The organism is Dyadobacter sp. CY261, assembly GCF_021440085.1.
Taxonomy (GTDB): domain Bacteria; phylum Bacteroidota; class Bacteroidia; order Cytophagales; family Spirosomataceae; genus Dyadobacter.
In genome coordinates, this window is record NZ_JAKCPW010000006.1 from 38,901 (window position 1) to 62,935 (window position 24,035).

21 protein-coding genes are annotated in these 24,035 nt (G+C 45.2%); 14 read left to right on the forward strand and 7 right to left on the reverse strand.

Annotated elements, in window-relative coordinates; genetic code table 11:
• Positions 1-14 precede the first annotated feature (14 nt).
• The 4 genes from LZD49_RS17435 to LZD49_RS17450 all read right to left on the reverse strand — a co-directional run bounded on the left by LZD49_RS17435 (position 15) and on the right by LZD49_RS17450 (position 6,267).
• The gene (locus LZD49_RS17435) at positions 15-908 is read right to left on the reverse strand and encodes a DUF6734 family protein (protein WP_234668855.1); all 894 of its coding nucleotides are present in this window, start codon (positions 906-908) and stop codon (positions 15-17) included.
• 246 nt (positions 909-1,154) lie between these two features.
• Positions 1,155-4,232, reverse strand: a complete 3,078-nt coding sequence (locus tag LZD49_RS17440) for a lantibiotic dehydratase (protein WP_234668856.1) — start codon at positions 4,230-4,232, stop codon at positions 1,155-1,157.
• A 275-nt stretch (positions 4,233-4,507) separates the two neighbouring features.
• The gene (locus tag LZD49_RS17445) at positions 4,508-5,272 is read right to left on the reverse strand and encodes a LytTR family DNA-binding domain-containing protein (protein ID WP_234668857.1); all 765 of its coding nucleotides are present in this window, start codon (positions 5,270-5,272) and stop codon (positions 4,508-4,510) included.
• Positions 5,269-6,267 (reverse strand): sensor histidine kinase, encoded by a 999-nt coding sequence (locus tag LZD49_RS17450; RefSeq protein ID WP_234668858.1) that lies wholly within the window; start codon positions 6,265-6,267, stop codon positions 5,269-5,271. The genes LZD49_RS17445 and LZD49_RS17450 overlap by 4 nt, the downstream gene beginning before the upstream one ends.
• A gap of 286 nt (positions 6,268-6,553) precedes the next feature.
• On the opposite strand from LZD49_RS17450, the gene LZD49_RS17455 reads away from it, so the two are divergent.
• The 6 genes from LZD49_RS17455 (at position 6,554) to LZD49_RS17480 (ending at position 13,718) form a co-directional block, all read left to right on the forward strand.
• Positions 6,554-9,595, forward strand: a complete 3,042-nt coding sequence (locus LZD49_RS17455; RefSeq protein WP_234668859.1) for a TonB-dependent receptor — start codon at positions 6,554-6,556, stop codon at positions 9,593-9,595.
• A 17-nt stretch (positions 9,596-9,612) separates the two neighbouring features.
• A complete protein-coding gene (locus tag LZD49_RS17460) occupies positions 9,613-10,959 on the forward strand; it encodes a RagB/SusD family nutrient uptake outer membrane protein (protein ID WP_234668860.1) in 1,347 nt (448 codons plus the stop codon).
• Positions 10,960-10,988: 29 nt separating this feature from the next.
• Positions 10,989-11,522 (forward strand): antibiotic biosynthesis monooxygenase, encoded by a 534-nt coding sequence (locus LZD49_RS17465; RefSeq protein WP_234668861.1) that lies wholly within the window; start codon positions 10,989-10,991, stop codon positions 11,520-11,522.
• 62 nt (positions 11,523-11,584) lie between these two features.
• Entirely contained in the window at positions 11,585-12,172 is a 588-nt protein-coding gene (locus LZD49_RS17470) for a bifunctional 2-polyprenyl-6-hydroxyphenol methylase/3-demethylubiquinol 3-O-methyltransferase UbiG (RefSeq protein WP_234668862.1), read from the forward strand.
• Positions 12,173-12,228: 56 nt separating this feature from the next.
• The gene (locus LZD49_RS17475; RefSeq protein ID WP_234668863.1) at positions 12,229-12,867 is read left to right on the forward strand and encodes a hypothetical protein; all 639 of its coding nucleotides are present in this window, start codon (positions 12,229-12,231) and stop codon (positions 12,865-12,867) included.
• The gene (locus LZD49_RS17480; protein WP_234668864.1) at positions 12,864-13,718 is read left to right on the forward strand and encodes a nucleotidyl transferase AbiEii/AbiGii toxin family protein; all 855 of its coding nucleotides are present in this window, start codon (positions 12,864-12,866) and stop codon (positions 13,716-13,718) included. Before LZD49_RS17475 ends, LZD49_RS17480 begins: the two co-directional genes overlap by 4 nt.
• Before the next feature lie 34 nt (positions 13,719-13,752).
• On the opposite strand, the gene LZD49_RS17485 is transcribed toward LZD49_RS17480, so the two are convergent.
• Positions 13,753-15,390 carry an ABC-F family ATP-binding cassette domain-containing protein gene (locus LZD49_RS17485; RefSeq protein WP_234668865.1) on the reverse strand — a complete coding sequence of 546 codons (1,638 nt, stop codon included), beginning with the start codon at positions 15,388-15,390 and terminating at the stop codon, positions 13,753-13,755.
• Positions 15,391-15,538: 148 nt separating this feature from the next.
• On the opposite strand from LZD49_RS17485, the gene LZD49_RS17490 reads away from it, so the two are divergent.
• The 3 genes from LZD49_RS17490 (at position 15,539) to LZD49_RS17500 (ending at position 17,104) form a co-directional block, all read left to right on the forward strand.
• Positions 15,539-15,787: a hypothetical protein gene (locus tag LZD49_RS17490; RefSeq protein WP_234668866.1), complete on the forward strand. Its 249-nt coding sequence runs from the start codon at positions 15,539-15,541 to the stop codon at positions 15,785-15,787.
• A 144-nt stretch (positions 15,788-15,931) separates the two neighbouring features.
• Positions 15,932-16,285 (forward strand): outer membrane beta-barrel protein, encoded by a 354-nt coding sequence (locus tag LZD49_RS17495; RefSeq protein WP_234668867.1) that lies wholly within the window; start codon positions 15,932-15,934, stop codon positions 16,283-16,285.
• Between the two features lie 42 nt (positions 16,286-16,327).
• A complete protein-coding gene (locus tag LZD49_RS17500; RefSeq protein ID WP_234668868.1) occupies positions 16,328-17,104 on the forward strand; it encodes a hypothetical protein in 777 nt (258 codons plus the stop codon).
• A gap of 31 nt (positions 17,105-17,135) precedes the next feature.
• Here the strand turns inward: LZD49_RS17500 and LZD49_RS17505 are convergent, their stop codons facing one another.
• Entirely contained in the window at positions 17,136-17,423 is a 288-nt protein-coding gene (locus LZD49_RS17505; RefSeq protein WP_234668869.1) for a hypothetical protein, read from the reverse strand.
• 193 nt (positions 17,424-17,616) lie between these two features.
• Between LZD49_RS17505 and LZD49_RS17510 the strand changes: the two genes are divergently transcribed.
• From LZD49_RS17510 to LZD49_RS17530, 5 genes are all read left to right on the forward strand, one after another.
• On the forward strand, positions 17,617-17,880 hold the full coding sequence (locus tag LZD49_RS17510) for a MarR family winged helix-turn-helix transcriptional regulator (protein ID WP_234668870.1): 264 nt from the start codon (positions 17,617-17,619) through the stop codon (positions 17,878-17,880).
• 92 nt (positions 17,881-17,972) lie between these two features.
• Entirely contained in the window at positions 17,973-18,185 is a 213-nt protein-coding gene (locus LZD49_RS17515; protein ID WP_234668871.1) for a hypothetical protein, read from the forward strand.
• Between the two features lie 39 nt (positions 18,186-18,224).
• On the forward strand, positions 18,225-19,526 hold the full coding sequence (locus tag LZD49_RS17520; RefSeq protein WP_234668872.1) for a glycosyltransferase: 1,302 nt from the start codon (positions 18,225-18,227) through the stop codon (positions 19,524-19,526).
• A 56-nt stretch (positions 19,527-19,582) separates the two neighbouring features.
• Positions 19,583-21,382: a 7TM diverse intracellular signaling domain-containing protein gene (locus LZD49_RS17525; RefSeq protein ID WP_234668873.1), complete on the forward strand. Its 1,800-nt coding sequence runs from the start codon at positions 19,583-19,585 to the stop codon at positions 21,380-21,382.
• Positions 21,383-21,384: 2 nt separating this feature from the next.
• The gene (locus tag LZD49_RS17530; protein WP_234668874.1) at positions 21,385-22,026 is read left to right on the forward strand and encodes a response regulator transcription factor; all 642 of its coding nucleotides are present in this window, start codon (positions 21,385-21,387) and stop codon (positions 22,024-22,026) included.
• A 350-nt stretch (positions 22,027-22,376) separates the two neighbouring features.
• On the opposite strand, the gene LZD49_RS17535 is transcribed toward LZD49_RS17530, so the two are convergent.
• Complete coding sequence (locus LZD49_RS17535) at positions 22,377-24,026, reverse strand: hypothetical protein (protein ID WP_234668875.1); 1,650 nt, start codon at positions 24,024-24,026, stop codon at positions 22,377-22,379.
• Positions 24,027-24,035: the final 9 nt, after the last annotated feature.

The window sequence follows — 24,035 nt, forward strand, 5'->3', positions numbered from 1 at the left end:
GCACTAGTAACAAGTCACAGCTGATTACGGGCCAAAAGGCGGTTGATTTGGTGATAATGCTCCGGAAATTCCACCCGTAAAATTTCCTCAATATATACGCAGCTAACAAGCGAGCGCTTCCCTTCCGCAATCACGTGAACGCTAGACGTTAGCGGGAAAAATTTCATACTCGTATATCTGGCCACCTTCATGACATGCTCTTCTTTCTCCACACAGGCAACGTCAATATTCCTCTCACGCGCGAGGCAGGTAAAAAGAAACTGCTCGACAATTACATTATAGTAATGGCAATCGCTTCTATTAATAATATCGAAATTGTCTTTGACTACCTCCCAACACAAATCCCATAACTCCTTGAAAATATCGATGTTATAACCTCCCAAAACACCCGCATTATAGGCAACTTTCGGACTGGTTTCGCAAAATGATCGTACCCTTGGATCCAAGGCCTGGAATGTATTCAAAAAATTAGCGAGGTTCGGGATATAGATATTCTCCTGCTTTACAGAACTAAATTCCGAGGTGTAGGCCACTAAGGGTGCCTCCACAAGGTGTGCTGGCAATGGATGAGGCAAAAAGAAATCCTGGTCAAAATGGATAAAACTTTCACGCATGCGGGCGTAAGCATATATCTTTCCCATCGCCCAAAAGGTGTCATTCAAATCATTTAGCTCATCCAACTCTACAATTATCTCGCCAAAATTCAGGTTTAATTTATCGACGAACAGCTCCTTCCCAAAACGGTCGGTAACGAAAACCGTATTACCCTTGTAATGGCGTTCCAGCAATAAAGCACTCAGAACAGAACCATATACGAATAATCTCTTATTGTACCAGAAACCGGAATTCACAAGCCTCCCGGTGCCTTGCGTCATTGGCTTGCTCCAAAAACTTTGTACAAATTTCATGGCGAATAAACGTATCAATTAGCGGATCCATGCTTATGTAGTCAGCACATCGTAAGCCGGTGAAAAATGTCAGAAATAACCCAACGCTATACAATATACGACACCCATATTAAGGGTTGACCTCCGCGGCAATCGATAGCATTTTTGATAGAATCAACTGGATAACTGATATTCAAATATGATGAATCAATCCTTACCTTCACAATTATTTCGACAACCTTGCCCGGCATTTCGACCAACGCAGCTTTATAAGTCACTCTGGATTTTTGTCTTACGTTCGCGGGCATCCCTACCGTCGTAGAATTTGCTCAAATGATGATAAACCAGCAATTCCTGCCCGCGAGAATCTCCTATCAGCAGCTTGTTGCAGAACATATGCAGAACAGCGCCTATCTGATTAGCTGAAAATTCTGCTCCGGAATGCATTAATAGTTGTTTTATCTCAAGTGTATGACAATTAAACAACGCTACGATCCTTTCTTCAGAAGAATTCTCGGATTGTTCGATCAGCCGAATTAAGTCCTGACGTGATGATCGGAATTTCTGGTTTAACTGGACCATGAGCTTATCTGCATGCTGATACTCTCCCAGAAAATTCTCCAACGATGTTGTTAGGAATACGAGCTTTTGTTTCAGGTTCAAACCAAACGCTTCGAGTAGCGCATGGGCACCGAGGCATGCATAAAGCCACCTGCTTTCATCCAACTCCCGAGCTGATATTTCTTTTAAAACACTAATAACCAGCCTACTATCCAGAAAGAATAATTTTTCAGCCGCCTCTATTGTATCTGGGCCATACCTTTCCACCTCCCGATCATAGGTATCAATCACAAACCGATCGATCATCCCATAGTCTCTCATATGTGACAACCTCTCCTTCAACAGATTCAGCACTATTCCGCTAAATAGAGGGCATGAGGGCTTATAGAATCGTAAACGAAGGTGATGGAAAGGATCCTGATAACGGACAAAAAACCACCTGTCGATGGTGCCGCTCTCTACCAATTCATCCGCTAACTGGGCAATAATGTCTGTCAGAATTTTTTCAAGAATTGTAGGTCCCGAATAAATCTTCACGTACAACCAATCGTCACCCGGCACAAATTTTCGAGTGACGTTTTCTACCGCATAACAAGGCCCGGAAGGTTTCAATTGAAGATCGACTGACTTAAACGGAATGATCAGCTCATTGGCATACATATTACCGTTATGGTCACCGACGACACATTGTTCCGGCGTTGAGAGAAACTCCTTAAGCTCTACTTTTCCTTTTTTCTTTAACTCGTCTGCAAGAATAGATTTGGCAATAGGCAAATGCAGGTCGAGCAGCATCTCGTTATCCCGGTCCACAAGCTGGACATACCTGGGAACGGCGTATATTTTAACAAACTCATCCAATTTTTCGGCCCACGTCGCGCTTAAATTCCAAGCCTTCCTACTCAGGACCAGGCTGTTAAATTGCACTCTTGGTAAGACCGGACGATCTTCCAGAACCGACCAATGCCAGTTAATTTCGGCGGAGTCTGTTTGAATATCGCAAAGAAACCGGTAGATCGGGAGCTCGGAACTGTAATTGTGTGCATTCGACAATCTGGGAATGACCTGCTTCCCTAACTTCTTTGAACGCAAAATTACCTGCTTCCCCCCTTTCACTGACACTGTAAGGTCATCAATCGGCAGCTGACAACTTTCCAATGCAGCGGACCGCGTAATAAAAGGAATCTCAAAAGAATAAAATGGAGGATGAGAAAGTACATTTCCCGTTCTGGATTCGGGGAAAAAAACTATTTCTGCCAGAACAGCGTCTTGGTAACTGTTTTGCTCATGCTCAGCTATATCCAGTAATCGCTCCTTCAAATGATCGTCCGAATTAGCAAAGCGGGACAAAAGCGTAATGCCCGAATTCCCACCTAAGTAATTGAGATTAAACTTGATATTCTGCGACTCCCCTTCTTTAAAAAGGTTTCCTATCGCATAAAAGCTTGGTGGAAGGTCAGGTGGAACTGAAAAGAACTGGAAATCACTTTTGGTTAGCTCGATACAGTCTGCCTTTTCTTCTAAGTACCGGATATAAATGCTAAGAAGGAACCGGTCCCAATCACTAAAATCTTTGCGATTCCCATCCAAAGGAACCAATTCAATTCCGTCGAGGACAGGAGTGCTGCTAAGCCGGGAAGTATCGCCGTAATCTATGCCAAGTTCCCCGTCCAAAATAATTGCAAGCGGCATCTCCGCTTCACCATACCTTTCACTAAACTCTTTTTTGAAATTCCTCAGAGCCGTCTTTGATCTGTTCACAAGTAACGGCGCTATCTGAACAAGATCTTTCTCGACCCTAGCCCTCGTTGCCTGACTGATCTGGGCACTTTTGTACTTCTGTTGTAAAGTTGCCTGAATCTGAACGCCTTCTGTTTTTATCTGCAAAATCCTATCTAACAAACCTTTAACCGTTTGCATAGATTCAATGGAGAACCCCGGATCACCTTTCAACAAGGCTGCAATTTGTTCCAGATCCGACAAAAATAATTTGTCCGCCTTCGACCTTCTTAGTTTGTCGATAAGCATTGCCAGGCTGTTCCCGCCGGTAACTTGGGCCTCAAACTCGTTCTGAATAAGCTTCAGATCGATAAGATCCTGCATGCATTCGTCGGATTCGGTCGCGGAATAACCCCTTGACACGAGTTCCTGCCGGATGTCATTCAGATAACATCCATTGCTGGCCAAGGTTAGAACCGGTTCAAGGGCCGCGAAATTTTGCAAAAAAGACAGAAAGTATTCTCTGTGCCCCTGAACGAGTTCATACTCGACATACCGAAACCCACTACCGACCTTATAAATACTGTTATTGCTAAAAAATCGCGAGTTTTCTTTAACACAATCGTCCAGCAGAGCAAGCTCTGCCAGGCGATTGATAACGAGAATGTCCAGTTCGACAAAAGACTGATCGCTTTTCTTCTCCACCTCGATAAAAGTTTGCTCACCCCATCCCGCCAAAGCAACTCCTGAGAACAGTCCGTAGGGAGTAGCTCTGGTACAGATCCTGCCCCAATATTTATAGAGTGTTTTCAGTAAACTCTCTTCTTCGGAAATGATTTCTCCATCCAGCCATTTTCTTGCCCGTTCGAAAAGTACCGGGGAAGCAATGTAAATGGCTTTAAGAAACTCGGGCTCTTTTCGGATACAATCCTTGAAAAATTGCGGAAATGACGATGGCTTCTCAGGCCTGTTTTCACCAGTTTCCAAGAACAGGTTAACTGGAAAATTAGGTCTTCGAATGGTAAAGAAATTAAAAGAAGTAAATTGAAGTTGATGCTTTACATCCATTGCAGGGCGGAAATGATCAAATACGCATTAGGGTCGGAAAACTATCGTCTCATAAAAGTGGTAGTTTCCACAATAGTGGTACTGTCAGTTCCGAATTCGCCATTTAGCTTAATCGAGCTTTTCGCTTTAAGCTTCAAAATTCTTTTTCTTTCTGGTCTGATTGCAATGTTGTTGCTAGGCATGGTAGTTGGTGTTTAAGATTTACATCCTAAACTAATCCCACTCTCATTAACCAAAAAATAAATTAGACAAAACGGAGAATTTTTTAGACAAACTTATATTATTCGGCCTTGCAAGTTTTTCAGCAGCGTCTCACGAAACGTGGCGCCTATTGTAAGCTTCTGCTTATTCGAAAGTTCTACTTCATTACCATTTATCGCATTTATCTCCCGAATGTTAACAATATATGATTTATTGATTCTGATAAATTGGTGCTTTCTTAGAATCTCCTCCATCTTTGTGATAGTCATATGAACAATAACCATGGCACCCATGAGGTGAATTTTAAGGTAGTCCTTCATCCCCTCCACATACACTATCTCTTCAATGTTGATCTTGATAAGCTTCTTGTCACTTTTAACCATAAAGAACTTTTCCGCAATAAATTCGTTCTCGGTCACTATTTTTGATGACGGACCGCTATCGAAATCTCCACCCCAAACATTATTCTTCAATTCAATCTGTTCAGAGACCTTGTTTACAGCACGAACAAAACGATCGAAGGAGACCGGTTTCAACAGGTAGTCAACAACTCCAAAATCATAGCTTTCCGCCGCATAGTTGGTATACGCAGTGGTGAATATAATGTACGGTCGTGCGCCGGCCAACATCTTTACCATCTCCATACCAGATACCTCTGGCATGTTGATATCAAGAAATATAATATCCGGATTTGTATTATGAATGACTTCCAGTGCCTTCAAAGAATTCTGGCATATCGCCACCAGATCCAGGTATGCAAGCCGATCTACATATCGCCGCAAAAGATCCTGAGCAAACGGTTCGTCATCTACAATCAGACACGTAATGTTTTTCTTCATTTTAAACTAAGACGTAAATTAATCTTATACACTAAATCAGAGTCTTCAATTATCAATTCATGTTGACCGGGGTAATAAATATCCAATCTTTTCCTTAAATTAACTAATCCAATACCCCCTTTTTGAGCACCTGATGCCTTTCGTTTGGGTTTGCTATTACTCACCTCAAAATTCAGCCGGGAGCTCTCGACCAGAATCCTGATCTCCACCAAGCCGTCTTCTATGGTGTCAAGCCCGTGTTTAAATGCATTTTCAACGAATGGAACCAGCAAAAAAGGAGGAATGCGATAATTTTCAAAGTTTCCCTCGGATGAGAAGGTAATTTTTGAAGTGTCTAAATGCCTTATCTTTTCCAGAGCAATGTAATCTTCCAAAAACAATACTTCCCTGGAAAGATATACCCGCTCAGAATTGGACTCATAAAGTAAGTAGCGCATCAGGTCAGCCAACTTAAGAATCGTGTCGCCCGCTTCCTGGTTTGTCTCCTCAACCATCGAATAGATGTTATTAAGGCTGTTAAACAAAAAATGAGGGTTCAGCTGAGATCTTAAAAAGTCAAGTTCCAGGGCTAGGTTATCCTTTTGTAATTGCAGGTTCCTATTAAAGTAAAAGAAAGTATTACCAATGCCGATTATCGCCAGGGGAACGACAATATAGTTACCGGTCATGGCCCAGATGTACAAATCGACGAAACGATCAAAAGGGACTTTAAGCAGGCTGATATCACTCATCCGCTGATTGGCTAAAAGCACAAACTTGGACGCACCAGGCATCCCTGCCAGGAACCTGATTGAAAAGTAAATAAAATACGCATTAAAAAAATATACCACTATCGCGACGATCACAAATAAGTAGAATCGGGAAGAAAGACATTTCTTCAGCGCATAGGTTAGCGAAAACAGTGATGTAATAATGACTGCGAAGATACTGTTTGTGAAAATACTGTTCCACATCTTTTCGCCGGTTGAAGCGATAGTCATGTTGAAGTCCGACATGATATAGAACCAATACAAGCAACTAAATATCAGATATTTAGAAATTCTGATGTATCTATTATTCAACCACAGGTCCTCAAACGAAATGGCCATATATTTTATATTTTCTCGCAAAACCTGGGAATGCCTGCTTAAAGTGTATTGCCACATTAATATTCAAAATTAGTTACCATTGCATATTTCCACCATTCTCCAAAAAGCACAAATGCTTTTCTTATCATTGCGCATCGCATTGCACCTTATCAACCGATTTATGAAAGCATTTTTGCTGGCATTTTGCATGTTTATGAGTCAAGGAGTCCTAAATGCGCAAGATAGACAAGTGTCTGGCAAGGTGACGGACCAGGATGGAGCCGCATTACCTGCGGTGTCTATTCAGATTAAAGGAATCAATAAAGGAATAATAAGTGACGAAACCGGTTCTTTTAATATTGTAATTCCGGAAAATTCCGGCGTACTGATATTTTCCCTGGTTGGTTTCGTAAGAAAGGAAGTAAAGGTAGGGAATGAATCAGTAATTAACATTGTCTTAACAGCCGATCACAAATCGCTTGCTGAGGTGTTGGTCGTTGGTTATGGTACCAAAATTAAAAAAGATATCACGGGCAGCGTAGCAAGTCTTAAAGGATCTGAGGTTGCAAACACTCCGATTGCCAATTTTACACAGGTCTTACAGGGGCGGCTCGCGGGGGTATTTGTCGAATCCAACAGCGGAAAGCTCGGTGAGGGGATAAAGGTTCGTATTCGTGGGACAGGCTCGATCAGCGCTTCAAACGAACCCCTGTATGTCGTCGATGGAATTCCGATCAATGCTACATTGCCACCAGGCATACCTCTTTCCGGAACTACCGCCACGTCCTCTTCTGTGAACCCGCTCGCGGATATCAATACCAACGATATAGAATCTTTTCAAATCTTGAAGGATGCTTCTGCTGCTGCAATTTACGGGTCACGTGCGGCAAATGGTGTTGTTCTGATCACCACGAAAAGAGGCAAATCCGGAAAGACGAGTCTCACCGCTAATTTCCAATATGGGTTCAACGGACCTACCCGCCGCCGTAAATTTTTGGACGCAAAGCAGTATGTAAATCTGCTCAGGGAAGCAGCTATTAATTCGGACGTCCGTAATGGCATCGATCCCACCGATCCAAACCAATACAAAGATTCATGGCTTGAACTTGCCGAAATGCGCTTGGACCGGTATTCAGGAGGAACTGACTGGCGTAGTCACCAAACAAACACCGACTGGCAAAAACTCGCATTCAACAACCATTCCCGAACGACCCTCATCGATATTGGTGCATCAGGCGGCAGTGACAAAACGAGATTCTATATAAATGGTAGCTATAACGATCAGGACGGTATTCTGTTTGGAAATAACTTCCAAAGATTATCAGCTCGAATAAATCTGGAACATGACTTTAATTCAAGATTAAAGCTCGGCCTAAACATCGGACTATCCAGAACAGTTGCCAACCGAATTGCGCAGGACAATCAATTCTCAACACCTATGCAGATTGTCGCGCTCGCACCGGTTACACCTCCCTATGACAAAAACGGCGCTGTCAATGACAGGCCTGTTACCACCTATTACAACCCGTTAATCGAACTTGGTAACTCCCGCGACATATCAACCGCTTACAGAAACATTGGCAGTGCTTTTTTAAGCTATAATTTTACTAAAAACCTGGCTTTCAGGTCGGAATTGGGGTTTGATGTTGTCAATCAGGATGAGGATGTTTTTTACGGTGTAAAAACAGAAGCAGGCCAATCGGTGAATGGGCAGGGAACATCCTACTGGTATCGCAATGTAACCTACAATACTAACAATTATCTCAACTTTAAAACTTCGATCAATACAATCCATGTCCTGGATTTCACTGCTGGCATGTCATTTCAGGACTATAAAAATGACCGCAATTACGTAACAGGGCAAGATTTCCCAGTGGATGCGTTAAAAAAAATCGAAAGCGCCGGTAAAATTGTCGCGGGTTCATCCTCGTCAGCGGAATCTTCTTTTCTATCCTATTTTGCTCGCGCCAACTACAAGCTGAAAAATCGGTATCTATTTAATGCGAGTGGAAGAATTGACGGTTCTTCCAAATTTGGCAAAAACAAAAAATATGGTTTTTTCCCGGCAGTCTCAACAGGCTGGATCATCTCAGAAGAACCATTTCTATCCCAATCCAGAGTGCTCAGTTTCTTCAAATTGAGAGGAAGCTGGGGCATAACAGGTAATGCAGACGGTTTTGGTGATTTTAAACAACTTGGCTTGTGGGGAGCCGGGAAGTATGCAGGCTCGTCCGGACTAGTTCCCACGCAGCTGGCTAATCCGGATCTCAAATGGGAAAAATCCACGCAGATTGACTTCGGTATCGATTTCGGAATATTTGATAACAGGCTTTCCGGCGAACTAGATTACTATATCAAAAATACCAATGACCTGATCTACGACGTTCCCGTGCCGGGCATTTCGGGGTTCGCTACTCAAACTGTGAATGTAGGGTCTATGCAAAATAAAGGTATTGAAATCGCAATCAGCTCAATGAATCTTGCGACTAGTTCATTCAAATGGAGTACAAGTTTTAATCTCGCAAAAAATAGTAATAAACTAACCAAACTGGATGGAGAACAAAACCTGGTACCTAGTAACGATGGGCGTTTCTTTAACGCGCTGAAAGTAGGCGAATCCATTGGCGTATTTTATGGCCCAAAGTTTGCCGGTGTCGACAGGGCGAACGGTGATGCACTTTATCATGCACAGGACGGAAGCCTCACGAACAATTATAATGCGGCAGGCAATTTTATCGTGGGAAATCCTAACCCGGACTGGATCGGCGGCATTACCAATTCACTGACTTTCAAAAATCTCGAACTGAGTATTTTATTTCAAGGCGTATTCGGCAATCAGGTACAAAACGGGGCTGGTGCGTTTATGAGTTCGAGCTTCGACTGGTTTGATAACCAAACCGCCGATCAGCTAGGCAGATGGCAAAAAGAGGGAGACGTAACAAATGTACCAGAGCTAAGATTGTCGGGAGGTAATGGTACAGGCGCGTCCAGCCGTTTCATTTATAATGCCTCCTATGTAAGGCTGAAAAATATTACCCTGGCATATCGATTTTCGACGTCCCTTCTTCAAAAAGTTAAATTGAGTGCTGCGAAACTTTACGTAACTGGCATAAATCTGGCGACTTTTACAAAGTATCAAGGCTGGGATCCCGAAGTAAATGCGGATTATCGCGCGAATAATCGGAATCAAGGCGGCGATTTCTATTCTGCACCGCAGATCAAATCATTTACATTAGGAATTAATCTGGAATTCTAATTTCAAATCACTTCGACGTGAAACTATTCACTCTCTTCCTTGTTGCTTCTGCTGTGCTGCTAAACTCGTGTTCAGGTAAGCTGGATTTGATTCCGCAGCAAAACACAACATCAGAGACGGCGCTTAGCTCCGATGCCAACGTGAAACGTGTGCTTCGAGGTGCGTATGACGCCGCTAGTGACCCATACGTTTTGGGAGGTAACCTGATGCTTTTCTCGGAATTGCTGGCGGCGAACGGAGAAATTAGATGGGAAGGCTCCTATGCCCAGCCACGTGAAGTTTTTACCAAGAAAATATTGGTTACCAACAGCTACGTCACCGAGGGATGGCTGAAAAGCTTCCAAACCATCCATATTGCTAACAGTGTTTTGTCCGCCCTGGGAGTAGTGGCCGAAAAAGATCGCGAACGCGTGAAGGGCGAGGCACAGCTTATGAGAGCGCTGATGTATTTCGAATTAGTGCAATTGTGCGCCCCGCCATACAGTGCCGGCAATGTAAAGGCAGCCCTGGGGCTGCCGCTCGTGCTTTCCCCAACTGTCTCAGCAAATGATGTCAAAAAAATATCAAGGAATACGCTGGAAGAAACCTATGCACAAATCGTCAAGGATATGACAGAGGCCGAAGCGCTCCTGCCCGCAACCAATGACATATTTTTAAACAAAATCGTCGCATCAGGATTTCTTTCCCGCGTGTATCTGCAAATGGGAAACTATGAAAAGGCCCTGGAATTTGCAGACAAGGGAATTGCCCTTGCGACAAAAAATGGCTACGGTCTGGTGCCAACCTATGCGGAAGCTTTTAATAACACCATCAATTCACGAGAGGATTTGTTCTCGATTCAGGTGTCCGAGCAGGATGGAAGTAATAATATGCAGCTTTTCTGGTCTGTCCCCGAATACGGCGGAAGAGACGGCGATGTTGTTGTTCAGGCAAAACATCTGGCTCTATATGAAGCGGGAGATACAAGGTTGGCTCTCTTTTATATCAGCAATGGTGCAGCGCGCAGTGGAAAATGGAAACTCAAATATAAAAATATCCCAATACTCCGGCTTGCAGAACTATACCTGACCCGCGCCGAATGCAATGTGCGCTTGTCATCATCCGTGGGCGACAACCCGGCCAACGACCTGAATCTTGTAAGAAAGCGCGCAGGTCTTTCGGCAATCGCCGGGCCGTCTCTGCCTGATATCCTCCACGAGCGCAAAGTAGAACTCGCACATGAGGGGCAGGCAATTCATGACCTGAAAAGACTTAAAGGACAAACAGATGGTCTGGAATACGATGCTCCTAGTCTCGTCCTACCGATCCCGCAGCGGGAAATCAATGCGTCAGAAGGTATTTTGAAGCAAAACACGGGTTATTGAGTTAGCAACATTACTTTATTTTTATCTGTATGCCCATTCACGTAGCTATCACCCGCAAAGTACTTCCCGGAAAAGAAGAAGAGTTCAAAGATGCACTTCGTCGTTTCCTGGGCGATTCATTTCTACATGGCGGCGTGCACGGCGCGGCAATGATGACTGCCTTGCCAGGCAGCGAGAGCCGCGAGATCGGAATATTAAGAACTTTCGCCGATCAGACCGAGCGGGATGCCTTTTACAATTCGAAGCTCTTCAAAGATTGGGAAGCCTATGCATCGACGCTCACCGAGGAACCGGTGTACCGGGAGCTTACCGGCCTGGAAGCCTGGTTTCGCTCACCGGTTCCTCCGCCGAGATGGAAAATGGCGGTTGCGACGCTTTGCGGTGTATATCCGACTAGTTTATTCCTGACTTATGTACTTGGCCCGTACATTCAGGGGTTGCATCCTGCACTCAGGACTTTGATTGTGGCTGGATGTATGGTGGGGCTGCTTACCTGGGTGGTAATGCCGCAGGTTACGAAGGTGCTGAAACCTTGGCTTTCTAGGAATTTGCACAATAAATAATCCCAAATTAATCTGCATTTGCACCGAGTAGAAATTAAATGGAAATCTTGACCTCACCGCCCATGGACAAATCAAACGGATACGAGGACAACGCGGCCACATTCATTCGCTGTCGCTCGAAGGGCATCGACGGAGTCGGTGCGCCATCGGTTCGACACTGGGCAAGGTCATTACCTCCAAATGCGATAGTTCTGGACATCGGTTGTGGTATAGGCCTGCCCATTTCGAAGGCATTGGTAGATGAAGGTTTGACCGTTTATGGGATTGATCCGTCACCTTCGATGGTTCAAATCTTCAAGCAGAACTTCCCCGATAGTCCCGTCGCCTGTGAAGCCGCAGAAGATTCCACATTCTTCAATCGGCAGTTCGATGCCATCATTGCCTGGGGGCTCATGTTCCTTTTGCCTGAAGAAACACAGGAAGTTGTGATTCAAAAAATGGCAAATGCGCTGTACGCCGGCGGAAAGCTGTTATTTACGGCTCCTGCACAACAAATGAAATGGAAAGATGCGATTACAGCAATAGAATCAATATCGCTTGGAGCGGAGAAATACCAAGAGTTACTAGCTGCATCGGGACTTTCGCTTATTGAAAAATTTGAAGACGAGGGGGAGAATCATTACTATCAAGCGGTAAAAATTAAACTTTAGTGTTCTTATTTAACAAGATAATCGGATTTTTCCCGATTATCTTGTTAAATTTACACATGGATCTGTCACAGAGCATAAGAAACCTTTCCAGCCAGCCGCTGACTCACCAGTTGCTGAGCTCACTTTTAAAAGACTACAAGCGCCCCAACGATAAAATCCATGAACTGATCTCTGCGGGCATTATCGAACCAGTAAAAAAGGGGCTGTACTTGCCATCCTTGCAGCTTTCAAAAAAACGTACAGAGCCATTCCTTCTCGCAAACCACATGCTGGGTCCAAGCTACGTGTCATTCGACAGCGCGCTATCATACTACGGGCTAATCCCCGAACGGGTATTCGAAGTATCCTCCGCAACGACAAAAGCATCCCGCCGCTTCGACACGCCGACCGGAGCATTCAGTTTTACACGAATGCCACTACCTTATTACAGTTTTGGGATTCGGCAGGTTGAAATCGGAGAAAACCAGAATGCGCTTATCGCATCACCGGAAAAAGCTTTGTTCGACAAAATAATCAACACGGCAGCCTTGAAACTGCGCAGTAAAATCGCAGCCGGTGAATACCTGATTGAAAACCTGAGAATGGACGAAGATCAATTGAAGCAACTGGATGTGCAGGCAATGGAGACGTGGCTAAGCGATTCGCCAAAACGTGAGAGTTTGACACAAATCATTAAACTCATCGACGAACTATGATTAAAGAATGGCTGGCAAGTTACAACCCTACCAACAAGGATGATGCGACTCAGGCGCTGCGTGAAATCATGCAGGAAGTCGCGTTAGCGGGGCTGTATCGTAAAGGCTTCTTTGAAAAGGCTGCTTTTTACGGCGGCACCGCGCTTCGCATCTTTTACGGACTCGACCGATTTTCTGAGGACCTCGACTTCTCGCTGCTCGAAGTGGATCCCGATTTTTCGATCAATACCTATTTGCCTGCGATAGTCGATGAATTCGAAGCCTTGGGAATGCATGTGTCAATCAAGGAAAAACAAAAAGCAGTTAATACGAACATTGATTCGGCATTCCTGAAATCAGAAACTATATGGCGTGAACTCGTTTTGGAGGGTGTCGTGCCGCAGCAGGGGCTCGGACAAACGGCCAGCATCAAGATCAAGCTGGAAGTCGATACGATGCCGCCTCCGGGATTTGATACCGAAGAAAAGCTGCTACTTCAACCATTCTCGTTTTATGTGAAGTGTTTCAGCATTTCCGACCTCTTCGCCGGAAAAATGCATGCACTGCTTTTCAGGAAATGGAAAGATAATGTCAAGGGGCGTGACTGGTACGATATGGAATGGTATATCAGAAAAGGCGTTGCATTGAACCTCAGACACTTTGCGCTACGTGCGAAAGACAGCGGCGACTGGGAGCAGGAAAATATCAGTGAAGCGGAGTTCAGGGAACTGCTGAATGCAAAAATTGAAGCAGTTAACTTCCAGCGGATCAAGGATGACATTCGGCGATTTATACCGAATGCCAGCGTTTTAGATATTTGGAGCCCACAGTACTTTCATGATTTGTCGGCAAAATTGAAAGTCGGGCCTTGAACTGACGTATTTACTTAAAGTAATTTCTGAATCCCTACTTCGCCAATTGCAAATCCGCAATACTCTTAATCCTATTCCTTTCCAAAAACGCATCAATAGTCTCAAAATGCTCAATCACTCGTTTGTCTTTGAATTCAAAAACCTTTTGTGACAAACCTTGTAAAAAATCACGATCGTGAGAGACCAGCACCAACGTTCCATCAAAGTTTCTAAGTGCTTCTTTCAAAACATCCTTCGACTTTAAATCCAGGTGGTTCGTAGGCTCATCGAGAATCAACAGGTTTACAGGTTCCAGGAGCAACTTCACCATGGCAAGCCGGGTTTTTTCTCCACCCGACAATACACTTACTTTTTTGTCGATATCTTCACCCTGAAACATGAAGGCTCCCAATATATTCTTGATCTGGGTTCTTACATCTCCTTCTGCAACCTCGTCAACCGTCTGAAAAATAGTCAGATTAGGATCCAAAAGTGATGCCTGGTTTTGCGCGAAATAGCCAACCTTCACATTATGCCCAAGCTGGCAGGTTCCGTCCACAGCTATCTGGCCCATAATGGCTTTGATCATCGTCGATTTCCCTTCACCATTTCGGCCCACAAATGATACCTTTTCCCCTCTTGAAATGGTCATGCTTGCGTTTTTGAACACAACCTGATCCCCGTAGGATTTTGACACATCTTTCACGGTAACCGGATAGTCCCCTGACCGTGGTGAAGGTGGAAAACGAAGTTTAAGAGCTGAATTGTCAATTTCATCAATTTCAATAATTTCCAGTTTCTCCAACATGCGTTCGCGGGAGGATACCTGGTTGGTTTTGGAATATGTCCCGCGAAAGCGTTCGATGAATTGCATATTATCAGCAATCATTTTCTGCTGTTCCTGATACGCCTTCACCTGATGTGACCTGCGCTCCTCACGCAACACCAGGTAATGTGAATAGTTGGCTTTATAGTCAAAAATCCGCCCCATAGTTACTTCAATGGTACGGTTGGTGATATTGTCGATAAAGGCACGGTCGTGAGAAATAACCATTACTGCATTGGCCTTATTCACCAAAAAATCTTCCAGCCACATCACCGATTCAATGTCAATATGGTTGGTAGGCTCATCCAGCAAAATAAGGTCCGGCTTCTGCAATAGTATTTTGGCAAGCTCAATGCGCATACGCCATCCGCCACTGAATTCCTTAGTTTGCCGCTGAAAATCTTCCGGCCTGAATCCTAATCCTTTCAAGGCTTTCTCAACCTCCGCGTCATAATTGACTTCTTCCAGCTGGTAATATTTTTCACCCAGTTCGGTAACCTGTTCGATGATGGCCATATATTCATCGCTCTCGTAATCTGTGCGGGTTTCGAGTGCAAGGTTCAGTTTTTCCATCTCGGCACGCATTTCAAAAACCTGCTTGAACGCCTTGGCCGCTTCCTCGAAAACAGTACAGTTATCTTCGGTAAGTAAATGTTGCGGCAAATAAGCGATCACGGCGTCTTTGGGCGCACGTACATAGCCGCGATTGGCTTTTTGTTCACCAGCGATAATTTTCATCATGGTGGATTTCCCCGCTCCATTCTTACCCATCAGGGCAATTTTATCAGTAGGATTGATAACGAAGGAAACTTCGCTAAAAAGGACAGATCCGCTAAATTCAACGGCCAAATTTTCAACTGTAATCATCTTCTCATTTTTTGAAGCCGCAAAGGTACGATGATACGACCGAAAGAACGAAAAAAGCCATTGAACCAATTGTTACTTAGCGGCGTATCCAAGTGAGAACGCTACGTTCTGCCTAACTACTTTACAAGCAGGTAAACCACTACAATATATGGACTTACGTACGACATTATCAGTAAATGAGACCTTTATGGAAATGCTGATGGATTGCAAAAACCGTGGAGCGAAAGCGGAAATGATTCTGGACATCAACGGACTTGAACGGGCTGAGGGAGTAATACAGCAGATTTACCCTGACGATCCAAACCCTTACATTGAACTACAAGACGGGAGGACGATTGTAGAAAAAACGATTATTGCCCTTAATGGAATTTTTCGGCCGGAGTATTCAGGGTGTTAACAAGCTATTGAGAAAGGATTCTGTGTAATTCGAGGTTGATGAAGTAATGGTTGCCCCCGATAGTCTTCATTTCAACTATGTCCATTTCCGCAACGCGCCCAACTTTCACTGTGAAAATTTACAAATTATACCGAACATTGTAATATGTCACCGCACGTTAAACAGAGAATTGGAAAATTTGAGGGCATTGTTTCCCTTGGTCCGGAACTTCGTTATCGCGTCGGCAAGATGAAGTTGAAGTACACTTCCAAAATTACATATGATGGTGTTGTGACAAAGGACGAGTCAGGTGTGGTGAAGATGGATGGAGGCTTCGGGCAAAGAGCATTTGATTATGGCCTCGCAGGCGGCGCCGGCATTGCTTATCCTACAAAATCCTTTAAGATTTTCGCAGAAGCACGTTATCACCTCGGACTCCGGCGATTGGTTGACGATCTGAAAATGTACAACCGCGGCACATCGTTCCACGTGGGCGTGCTGGTCCCGATGCCGCGCTGAACGTAGCTACCTGATATTGAAATTTTCAATATCTTAGGCTCCATGCTTAATCAATTGATCAATGTATTTTGGACCCTCGTTTCATTCAGCGTGACCGGCCACTATTGGGGTCAGTACTTTGCTGAAAGACGCTCTCTATGGTTGGTCTACGTTTTTATCGTGATCAGTGTGTTCGCCTACAATATCCCTGCAAAATGGCTTTCGTTTTTCACACTTAGTACAAATACCCGCACTTATGAATTGGTTGGTATAAGAGTAATGCGCTGGTTCGTCCAGGATGGGATGCTTGTCAGCCGAATCCAACGAATGTCAGGCAAAAAACATAAGGTCATTATAAACAGCCAGAGCATCATACGTCAACCGATTCAAGATCAACATATTCGTGCAACCATTTCTGCCGAAATATGGTCTCTGCTTTACAAACCGATCGTAGGTATGAATAAGATTAATCTATCAAAATCCGGGCCGTCAGTTTTCTTAATGGCCGTTTTATTGTTTACAACGAATTGCAAAAGCGACGACCCTGTTCGGGAAGTGGACACGGTATGTGGAGTTGCAGATCCTATAAATAATTTGAAATGGCTGAATGACGAGTTCAGGTTATTTGTTGGAGGACCGGAAATAAATGGAATTGTCTTGTTCGAATACAATGGAAATCAGGTAATTGAAGTTCAGAATAGCCTTTTTAGCTCTACAAACATACACCAGCATCTGTGTAATGGAGCGAAACTCGACTTACAGTCTCCACAGGCACTCAGTGATTATCGCGCCCGGCGAAAAGAGGTCAAAGTCCTGTATGGCACCAAGATGTGGCAATAAAAAAGGACTGTCACCAACAGTCCCCAAGTTCCTAAACCTTTTCCCCCATCTTTTCAAATCCTTCCCAAAGTACCTTCAAATCAAAAAGCGCCAATTTCTCGGGCGTATCGAACGGGATATCCGAATGATAAAGCGCCAGATCATGGATCATTCTGAGCGAATGCGCCAGCTCCTTACAGCCCTGACATTCCACAAGATACCAAAACTCGGCCTGGGAATCTGTCAGCGATGCGCTGACATTTGATGCGTGACGTGCATCATGCGTTGGGGTGACTGAATGTGCATTCGAGCCAACACCTGAACCATCCGAAGTTTGCATGTAAAATGGATTAGTGTGATAAGATAAGGAGAGGTCACCGCAAACTTCGTCAAAGAGCTAACTTTGATAGGTTTCGGGACTTGCACCCGTATGCCTCTCCAAGGCCATTTTTTCCTAGTTTTTACCATTAGCTCTATATTTTATTTTCAAAGTTTGCGGGGCAAATATAGGGGAATATTCTGATGGGTGGTGGATGGATGAACTAACGGTGGCAGTGCGGATGAGCGCATTGGTTTATCAGTTAGAAAACCTGGGATATCTGAATCGCACTCCGGATCCGGATGATGGTCGGGCAGCCCTTTTTATTCTGACTCCCAAGGGCGAGCAACTGAAAAAAATAGCCAAGAAAATAAATCGCGGTTTTGAACAACGATGGGAAGAGGCAGTAGGCGTAGAAAACTATAAACTACTCAGGGAATTATTGCTAAAAATGATTGAATCTGCTTCACAAGGATGAGTGTGATCATTCCCTGAAATATGAGCACTACTACCTATGGAAATGGGTGGTAGTCTCCATTTTATGCGGGTAGCGGGGCTGGTAATTTTGTGATGTCGAAAGACAAAATAGAAAAAGAATCCGTCAAGCCGGACAGGAACCTTCCGGACAGTCTGTACGGGTCGATCAATCAGACCCAATATTGGGTGACCGGCACCTTCGTCGTTCAACCGGCCGGATGGCTCAATACGGCTACCCAACTAATCTCGATAGGTACTGCGTCCATCAGAGGGGTTTTCCGGGTCAAACCTGTCGGCCAGCTGTGAGAGTTTTAGTAATAATCATCAAATCAATCCCTGTTAGTCATGAAAAAAATACTTTTTGCCAACATGCCTTATGAAGGTCATTTCAATCCCCTCACCGGCATAGCCATGCACCTGAAATCACTCGGTCACGACGTCAGATGGTATTCGGGAAGCATCTTTAAAGAAAAGATCGGCCGCCTCGGCATTCCCTACTACCCCTTCAAGAATGCACTTGATTTCAATCAGCACAATGTCCACATCCTGTTCCCCGAGCGCGACAAAATCCGTGGGGCCGTTGGCAAACTGAAATATGATCTTAAAACCGCATTCATATTAAGGTCAACAGAGTTTTATGAAGATATCAAAGAGATAAACGAGTCCTGGTCATTCGACCTGCTTATCAGCGACATCGCATTTACCGGCATGCCGTTCGTCAAGGAAAAACTGAACAAGAAAGTAGTGTCGGTAGGCGTGTTCCCTCTTATCGAAAGCTCCCGGGACCTGCCTCCTACCGGGTTGGCTATGACGCCTTCCAACAGCTTTTTCGGACGAAGAAAACAGGACGTCTTTCGCTTTCTGGCGGACAAGATCATCTTCAGGGAAGCCGCCAACCTTTTCGCCAGGCTTTTCCGCGAGCATGGACTGGTTCCGGTCGAGGGCAATATCTTCGACGTCCTGTGCAAAAAAACGGATCTCCTCCTCCAAAGCGGTACACCGGGGTTTGAATACAGCCGCTCCGATATGAGCAAAAAGGTGCGGTTCGTGGGACCATTGCTGCCCTTCACAAAAGGGAATAAAGGCCCTACTGACCTTGGAGAACAACTCGGAAAATATGAAAAGGTGATCCTGGTCACACAGGGTACGATGGAAAAAGACCCGGAGAAGATTCTCGTTCCTACGCTTGATACATTCAAAGACACCCCCGTGCTGGTGATCGCCACGACGGGTGGGATGGGCACGTCGGAGTTACAGGCACGTTATCCGCAAAAGAACATCGTCATCCGCGACTTTATTCCTTTTAATGACATCATGCCGCATTGTGATGTGTACGTCACCAACGGAGGGTATGGCGGTGTAATGCTGGGGATACAAAATCAGCTGCCGCTGGTCGCGGCGGGTGTCCATGAAGGCAAAAACGAAATCAATGCCCGGATCGGCTATTTCAAACTAGGGATCGACCTTAAAACTGAATTTCCAACACCCGCGCAAATCAGAGCGGGTGTGGAAAAGGTACTTTCCGACGGTGCATATAAAAACAATGTGAAAAAACTCAGCCTGGAATTCAAAGATTATAACCCCCATTCGCTTTGTACACAATACATTGATGACCTCCTCGATATCAAAACACCTGAGCTGATATAATGTTACCCGTCGGTCGATTCGTAGTCATTTTATACTTGCTGTCTGCAATGACCGTAATGGGCCAGACAACGGAACTGCCTGTAATCGAGCTGGATTACAGGCAGTCCAATTATTCTGTCGGACGAAATATGCTGATGCTGGAAGATCCTACCAACGCATTGCAGCTAAGCAACGTAGAAGGCAAGCCGGAATTGTTCCGGCCTATGACCCAGGAAATCCTGAACGTAGGGCCCAGTGCTTCCACATTCTGGTTGAAGTTGCGTGTAGTAAGCAAAATGCAGCAGGAATGGTTTCTGCACGTGCGAGCACCATTTCTGAAACAGGTCGACCTCTTTACAGAGACCCGGCCTAGTTATGACCAAATCGAAATGCACATCACGAACGTCGGTTCTGCATTGCCTTATCATGACCGACCGGTCCTCACCAATCAGACAATCCTGCCGCTCAATCTGATTAGAAAAGATACTGCAACGATCTATCTGCGCGTGCGCAGCAACTCCATTATACGCGTGCCGCTTGAAATCTCGACCCTTCAGCACATTTATGAAAACAGCCAGGAGAATGACATCGCTCACGGCTTTTATTTTGGATTGATCGCTGCGCTGATCATTTACAATCTGTTTGTATTTATTTCGATACGGGAGCGCTCTTATTTGTACTACGTGTTTTATATTTTCTGCGTAGCAATGAACATCAGCTATATCAAAGGCCATTTTCTGCAGTTCATGGTCCCGCATTTTCCACAGGCCAATCATTCCAATTATTCCGGCAGCCTCGCTTTTATATTCGCGTTGCTTTTCACCAATTCATTCCTGAACACAAGCTATTATTGCCCACGCCTGAAAAAACTGGGCTGGCTGATTGTGGTGTCATGCGTCGCGATAATTGTGCTTTCACTGTCAGGTTATTTATTGCTGGGCTTTCAGCTTAACTGGCTGACCGTGGGCTTCTTCCTTATCTACTCCAATCTGATCGGTTTTGCAGTGCTAAGGCAGGGATTCAAGCCAGCCAAGTACTACCTGATGGCCTTCACTGCATTACTGGCAGGCATTTTAATTTTCATGATGAAGGACATGGCTGTTATTCCCGAGAACTGGTTTACGGAGGGCTCCTATCAGATCGGGTCCGGCCTGGAAGCGATCATTCTTTCTTTCGCGCTGGCTAATAAGCTTAATACGTATAAAAGGGAGAAGGAAGTAACCCAGGCGGAGGCCCTGGCGCAGGCAAAGCTTTTCTCACAGCAGTTGATCGGTTCACAGGAAAGCGAGCGCAAGCGGGTGGCAGCAGAACTGCATGACAGTCTGGGGCAAAGTCTGGGGATGGTTAAAAACAAGGTCCTGATGATCAAGAGAGATACTGAGAAACCTCAGCTGCGGGAAAAACAGCTCAGAGATTTGGAAGAGATGGTCACTGACGCTATTCAGGAGGTCCGCAATATTTCTTATAATCTGCGTCCGCTGCATCTGGAACTGCTGGGGATCACGCAATCGCTGCATAGTTTACTGGAAGATGTCGTGGAAACAGGCTTGATCGGGCTGGAAACCGATATTCAAAACTTTGATAACCTGCTCACCAAAACCAATGAGATGAATGTTTTTAGGATCGTCCAGGAGTGTTTTAACAACATTCTCAAGCACGCCCAGGCCAATGCGGCGCGAATTCAGATAAGCAAGAAAGATACGATGATAGCTATACGTATAGAGGACAACGGTGTGGGTATCGGGCCTGTTGCCACGGAAAAGGGAGGCTTTGGGATGATCGGAATCCGGGAGCGGCTCAACATCCTCAACGGCCAGATCGAAATCCTCGAAAACAAGCCATCCGGTACTATTATTAATATTCAAATTCCTTTCTGACCATGGAAATCAGGCTGCTGATTGCTGACGACCACCCCATATTTCTGAAAGGGCTCAAAGAAGTGATCGAAATGGACGCCGATCTGAAAGTGATCGTCAGTGCGAAAAACGGTCAGGAAGCGCTGCTTTCTTTTCAGTCGCACAGCGTGGATGTCGTCGTTCTGGACATCGACATGCCGCGTATGACCGGACTGGAGGCTGCTGAGAAAATGCTTCATATCCAACCGGACCTTCCGATCATTATCCTTACGATGCATAAGGAAAAGGCTCCATTTTTGAAAGCGCTGGAAATCGGCGTATTGGGCTATGTCCTCAAAGAAAACGCCGTTTCCGATATTGTGCACGCGATTTACAAGGCCAAAGACGGCGAACTTTACCTGAGCCCCGAAATATCGGCCTACCTCCTCAAAAAGACATCGGCCCTGCAACGACAATCGAAAAACGACCTGAAAGCATTGCTCACCCCGTCTGAAACACACATCATGAAAATGATCTCCGAATACAAATCCAGCAAGGAAATCGCTGACGAGCTTTTCATCAGTGAAAAAACAGTGTCCAACCACCGTATGAATATCGCCAAAAAGCTGAACCTGACGGGAAAGAACAGCTTGTTACGATTTGCGCTGGAGCAGCGTTGGGGGTAAGGAGAAAGCCGTGAAAATTCGTTGTTACCTGTCGGCGATAGTCGACGAACTTGAAACCTTGGGAATCACATCAAACAGAGCTATTAAAACACCAGCATGACACAGGATCAGGCCATTGAAGAAGCAAATAAGATAGCTGCTTCTATACCCGCAACGAAAGACAATCCCGTTATAAATATCCCTATATCGGACAAGGATTCTTCGAACCCCTCATTTTGGATGGTTACGTTTAAACAGGTAGAACATTCAGAGATGGACGATAGAGGCTTTTGGATGGATTGGATCAAGTGGGAGTTCGAAAGTATACTTGAACAAAATTGAAATCAAAAGTCCGGGCAGAGCTCCTTCCGTCATCGAGCCTCCCTGACCTTCACATCCCTAAACATAAACCCGTTATCACTAACCCGCACTGCCTTGCCACTCACCGTCGTCACACCCTTCAAAATAACCTCCCTGGTCTTAACATAAGGATACTTTTCCTGATAAGATGCATCAGTCATTTCCGGATTGAAATTGGCGAAAATAGCGGGGCCCTGGTAGTTTTCAGGATGCTGGGAATCGTCGATGCGAAGGTTTTCAATGGTGATTTTTTCGGGCATGTAGCAGGTGTAGCCGAAATCGTGCTGCCCCGAATAGGAACCGCTGATCAGCGAGGCGCTCACCGGCTTGCCGCCCGCCGGTACGAAAACGCAGTTGCGGATTATCAGCTCTCCTTGCCAAGTGCTGCCATAGTCGGGGCGCAGGTTGACGATGCTTCTGCCCCGGATGGTCGAGTTTTCTATCAATAAAAGCCCACTGCCGATGGCATTGATCCCCATATGTCCGAGGGTCGAGTTACGGATAGTAGCATTCGCAACGCCTTGATGGGCATCGAACCGGGAGAGGGTGCAATGGTCGTAAAGAAGATTTTTGCAGAAGTTAGAACCCAGGATGCCCCAGTACATATTGTCGTTAATGTCATTGGTTTGGCTGCAATTCACAAAGGATATGTTCAGTGCGCGGTTGACGGAAAGGTCGTAAGTACCCATTGAGACAGGCTTGCCCGCCGCGCCAATGGTGTTATACGTTTTGTGCCCGGTCAGGATGGCACTTTTTACGGTTACATTGGCGCAGTCACCGATGTTGATGAAGCCTCCATAGGGAGCGCCCTGGTCGTCTTCACCCTTTATGCGATGTTCCAGCCCCTCCAAAAGCACATGCGACCGCCTGATCGCGATGTTCCGGTTATAATAGGTATACTTGGATTCGGCTTTATTGGCAATGGTCGTGAAGCGTCCACCGGTGATTTTTAGGGGAGTTTCATCGATCGGCAGAGCGGTAATGTCCGTGATCTGATCGAAGTCCCAGATGATAGGGGCATTCATATCCACGTTGCCGTTTTTGTCGACGACAAAGATATCGGTCTGTGAAGACCCACTGTTCTGGTTCAGTCCGAACCGGATGTATTGCTTTACATTGGAATTCGTTACCGTGATCAGACACGGACCGGGCAACGAGGCTTCGATTTTTTTCTGGTTCCTTTTGAGGGAAGTTATTCCTTCCGGTTTAAACGGTTTGAGGCCTGAACTTACCGTAAAAACGGAGGCATTGCGATTTTCTACTTCGGTGTCATCAATGATGAAAGCGGCCTGGCCGAAATCCGTATCAGTCTGGATAAATGCGGTACGCTCCTTCCCGCCTATGTAGTAGATAGCCCTGTCGTCAGCTTTCACGGCGAGGCCGTGCATGTTGGCAAACGCGTGAGTTGCCCTAATCGCGTCGATATCATCGGTTTTGCCATCACCTTTGGCGCTGAAATCACTGTAATGAACCGATTTGGCTGCCTTATATTTATGGATGTCCTTTGGAGATACGTTTACGTGCAATACACCATTTTCGTCCGTGTATGTCCGGGTTTTCGTGTTTTCGGAGGTAATTACCACATTGTCATGCGGGCTCTTAATCTGCCCCATTGCTGCAACAGCACAGATTGAGAGGCACATCAGGATCATACACTTCATCGTAAAAGG

Coding starts and splice junctions, on each gene's coding strand:
- LZD49_RS17435 (WP_234668855.1), bottom strand. CDS start 908: ATGAAATTTGTACAAAGTTTTTGGAGCAAGCCAATGACGCAAGGCACC.
- LZD49_RS17440 (WP_234668856.1), bottom strand. CDS start 4,232: ATGGATGTAAAGCATCAACTTCAATTTACTTCTTTTAATTTCTTTACC.
- LZD49_RS17445 (WP_234668857.1), bottom strand. CDS start 5,272: ATGAAGAAAAACATTACGTGTCTGATTGTAGATGACGAACCGTTTGCT.
- LZD49_RS17450 (WP_234668858.1), bottom strand. CDS start 6,267: ATGTCGGACTTCAACATGACTATCGCTTCAACCGGCGAAAAGATGTGG.
- LZD49_RS17455 (WP_234668859.1), top strand. CDS start 6,554: ATGAGTCAAGGAGTCCTAAATGCGCAAGATAGACAAGTGTCTGGCAAG.
- LZD49_RS17465 (WP_234668861.1), top strand. CDS start 10,989: ATGCCCATTCACGTAGCTATCACCCGCAAAGTACTTCCCGGAAAAGAA.
- LZD49_RS17470 (WP_234668862.1), top strand. CDS start 11,585: ATGGACAAATCAAACGGATACGAGGACAACGCGGCCACATTCATTCGC.
- LZD49_RS17475 (WP_234668863.1), top strand. CDS start 12,229: ATGGATCTGTCACAGAGCATAAGAAACCTTTCCAGCCAGCCGCTGACT.
- LZD49_RS17480 (WP_234668864.1), top strand. CDS start 12,864: ATGATTAAAGAATGGCTGGCAAGTTACAACCCTACCAACAAGGATGAT.
- LZD49_RS17485 (WP_234668865.1), bottom strand. CDS start 15,390: ATGATTACAGTTGAAAATTTGGCCGTTGAATTTAGCGGATCTGTCCTT.
- LZD49_RS17490 (WP_234668866.1), top strand. CDS start 15,539: ATGGACTTACGTACGACATTATCAGTAAATGAGACCTTTATGGAAATG.
- LZD49_RS17495 (WP_234668867.1), top strand. CDS start 15,932: ATGTCACCGCACGTTAAACAGAGAATTGGAAAATTTGAGGGCATTGTT.
- LZD49_RS17500 (WP_234668868.1), top strand. CDS start 16,328: ATGCTTAATCAATTGATCAATGTATTTTGGACCCTCGTTTCATTCAGC.
- LZD49_RS17505 (WP_234668869.1), bottom strand. CDS start 17,423: ATGCAAACTTCGGATGGTTCAGGTGTTGGCTCGAATGCACATTCAGTC.
- LZD49_RS17510 (WP_234668870.1), top strand. CDS start 17,617: ATGGATGAACTAACGGTGGCAGTGCGGATGAGCGCATTGGTTTATCAG.
- LZD49_RS17515 (WP_234668871.1), top strand. CDS start 17,973: ATGTCGAAAGACAAAATAGAAAAAGAATCCGTCAAGCCGGACAGGAAC.
- LZD49_RS17520 (WP_234668872.1), top strand. CDS start 18,225: ATGAAAAAAATACTTTTTGCCAACATGCCTTATGAAGGTCATTTCAAT.
- LZD49_RS17525 (WP_234668873.1), top strand. CDS start 19,583: ATGGGCCAGACAACGGAACTGCCTGTAATCGAGCTGGATTACAGGCAG.
- LZD49_RS17530 (WP_234668874.1), top strand. CDS start 21,385: ATGGAAATCAGGCTGCTGATTGCTGACGACCACCCCATATTTCTGAAA.
- LZD49_RS17535 (WP_234668875.1), bottom strand. CDS start 24,026: ATGAAGTGTATGATCCTGATGTGCCTCTCAATCTGTGCTGTTGCAGCA.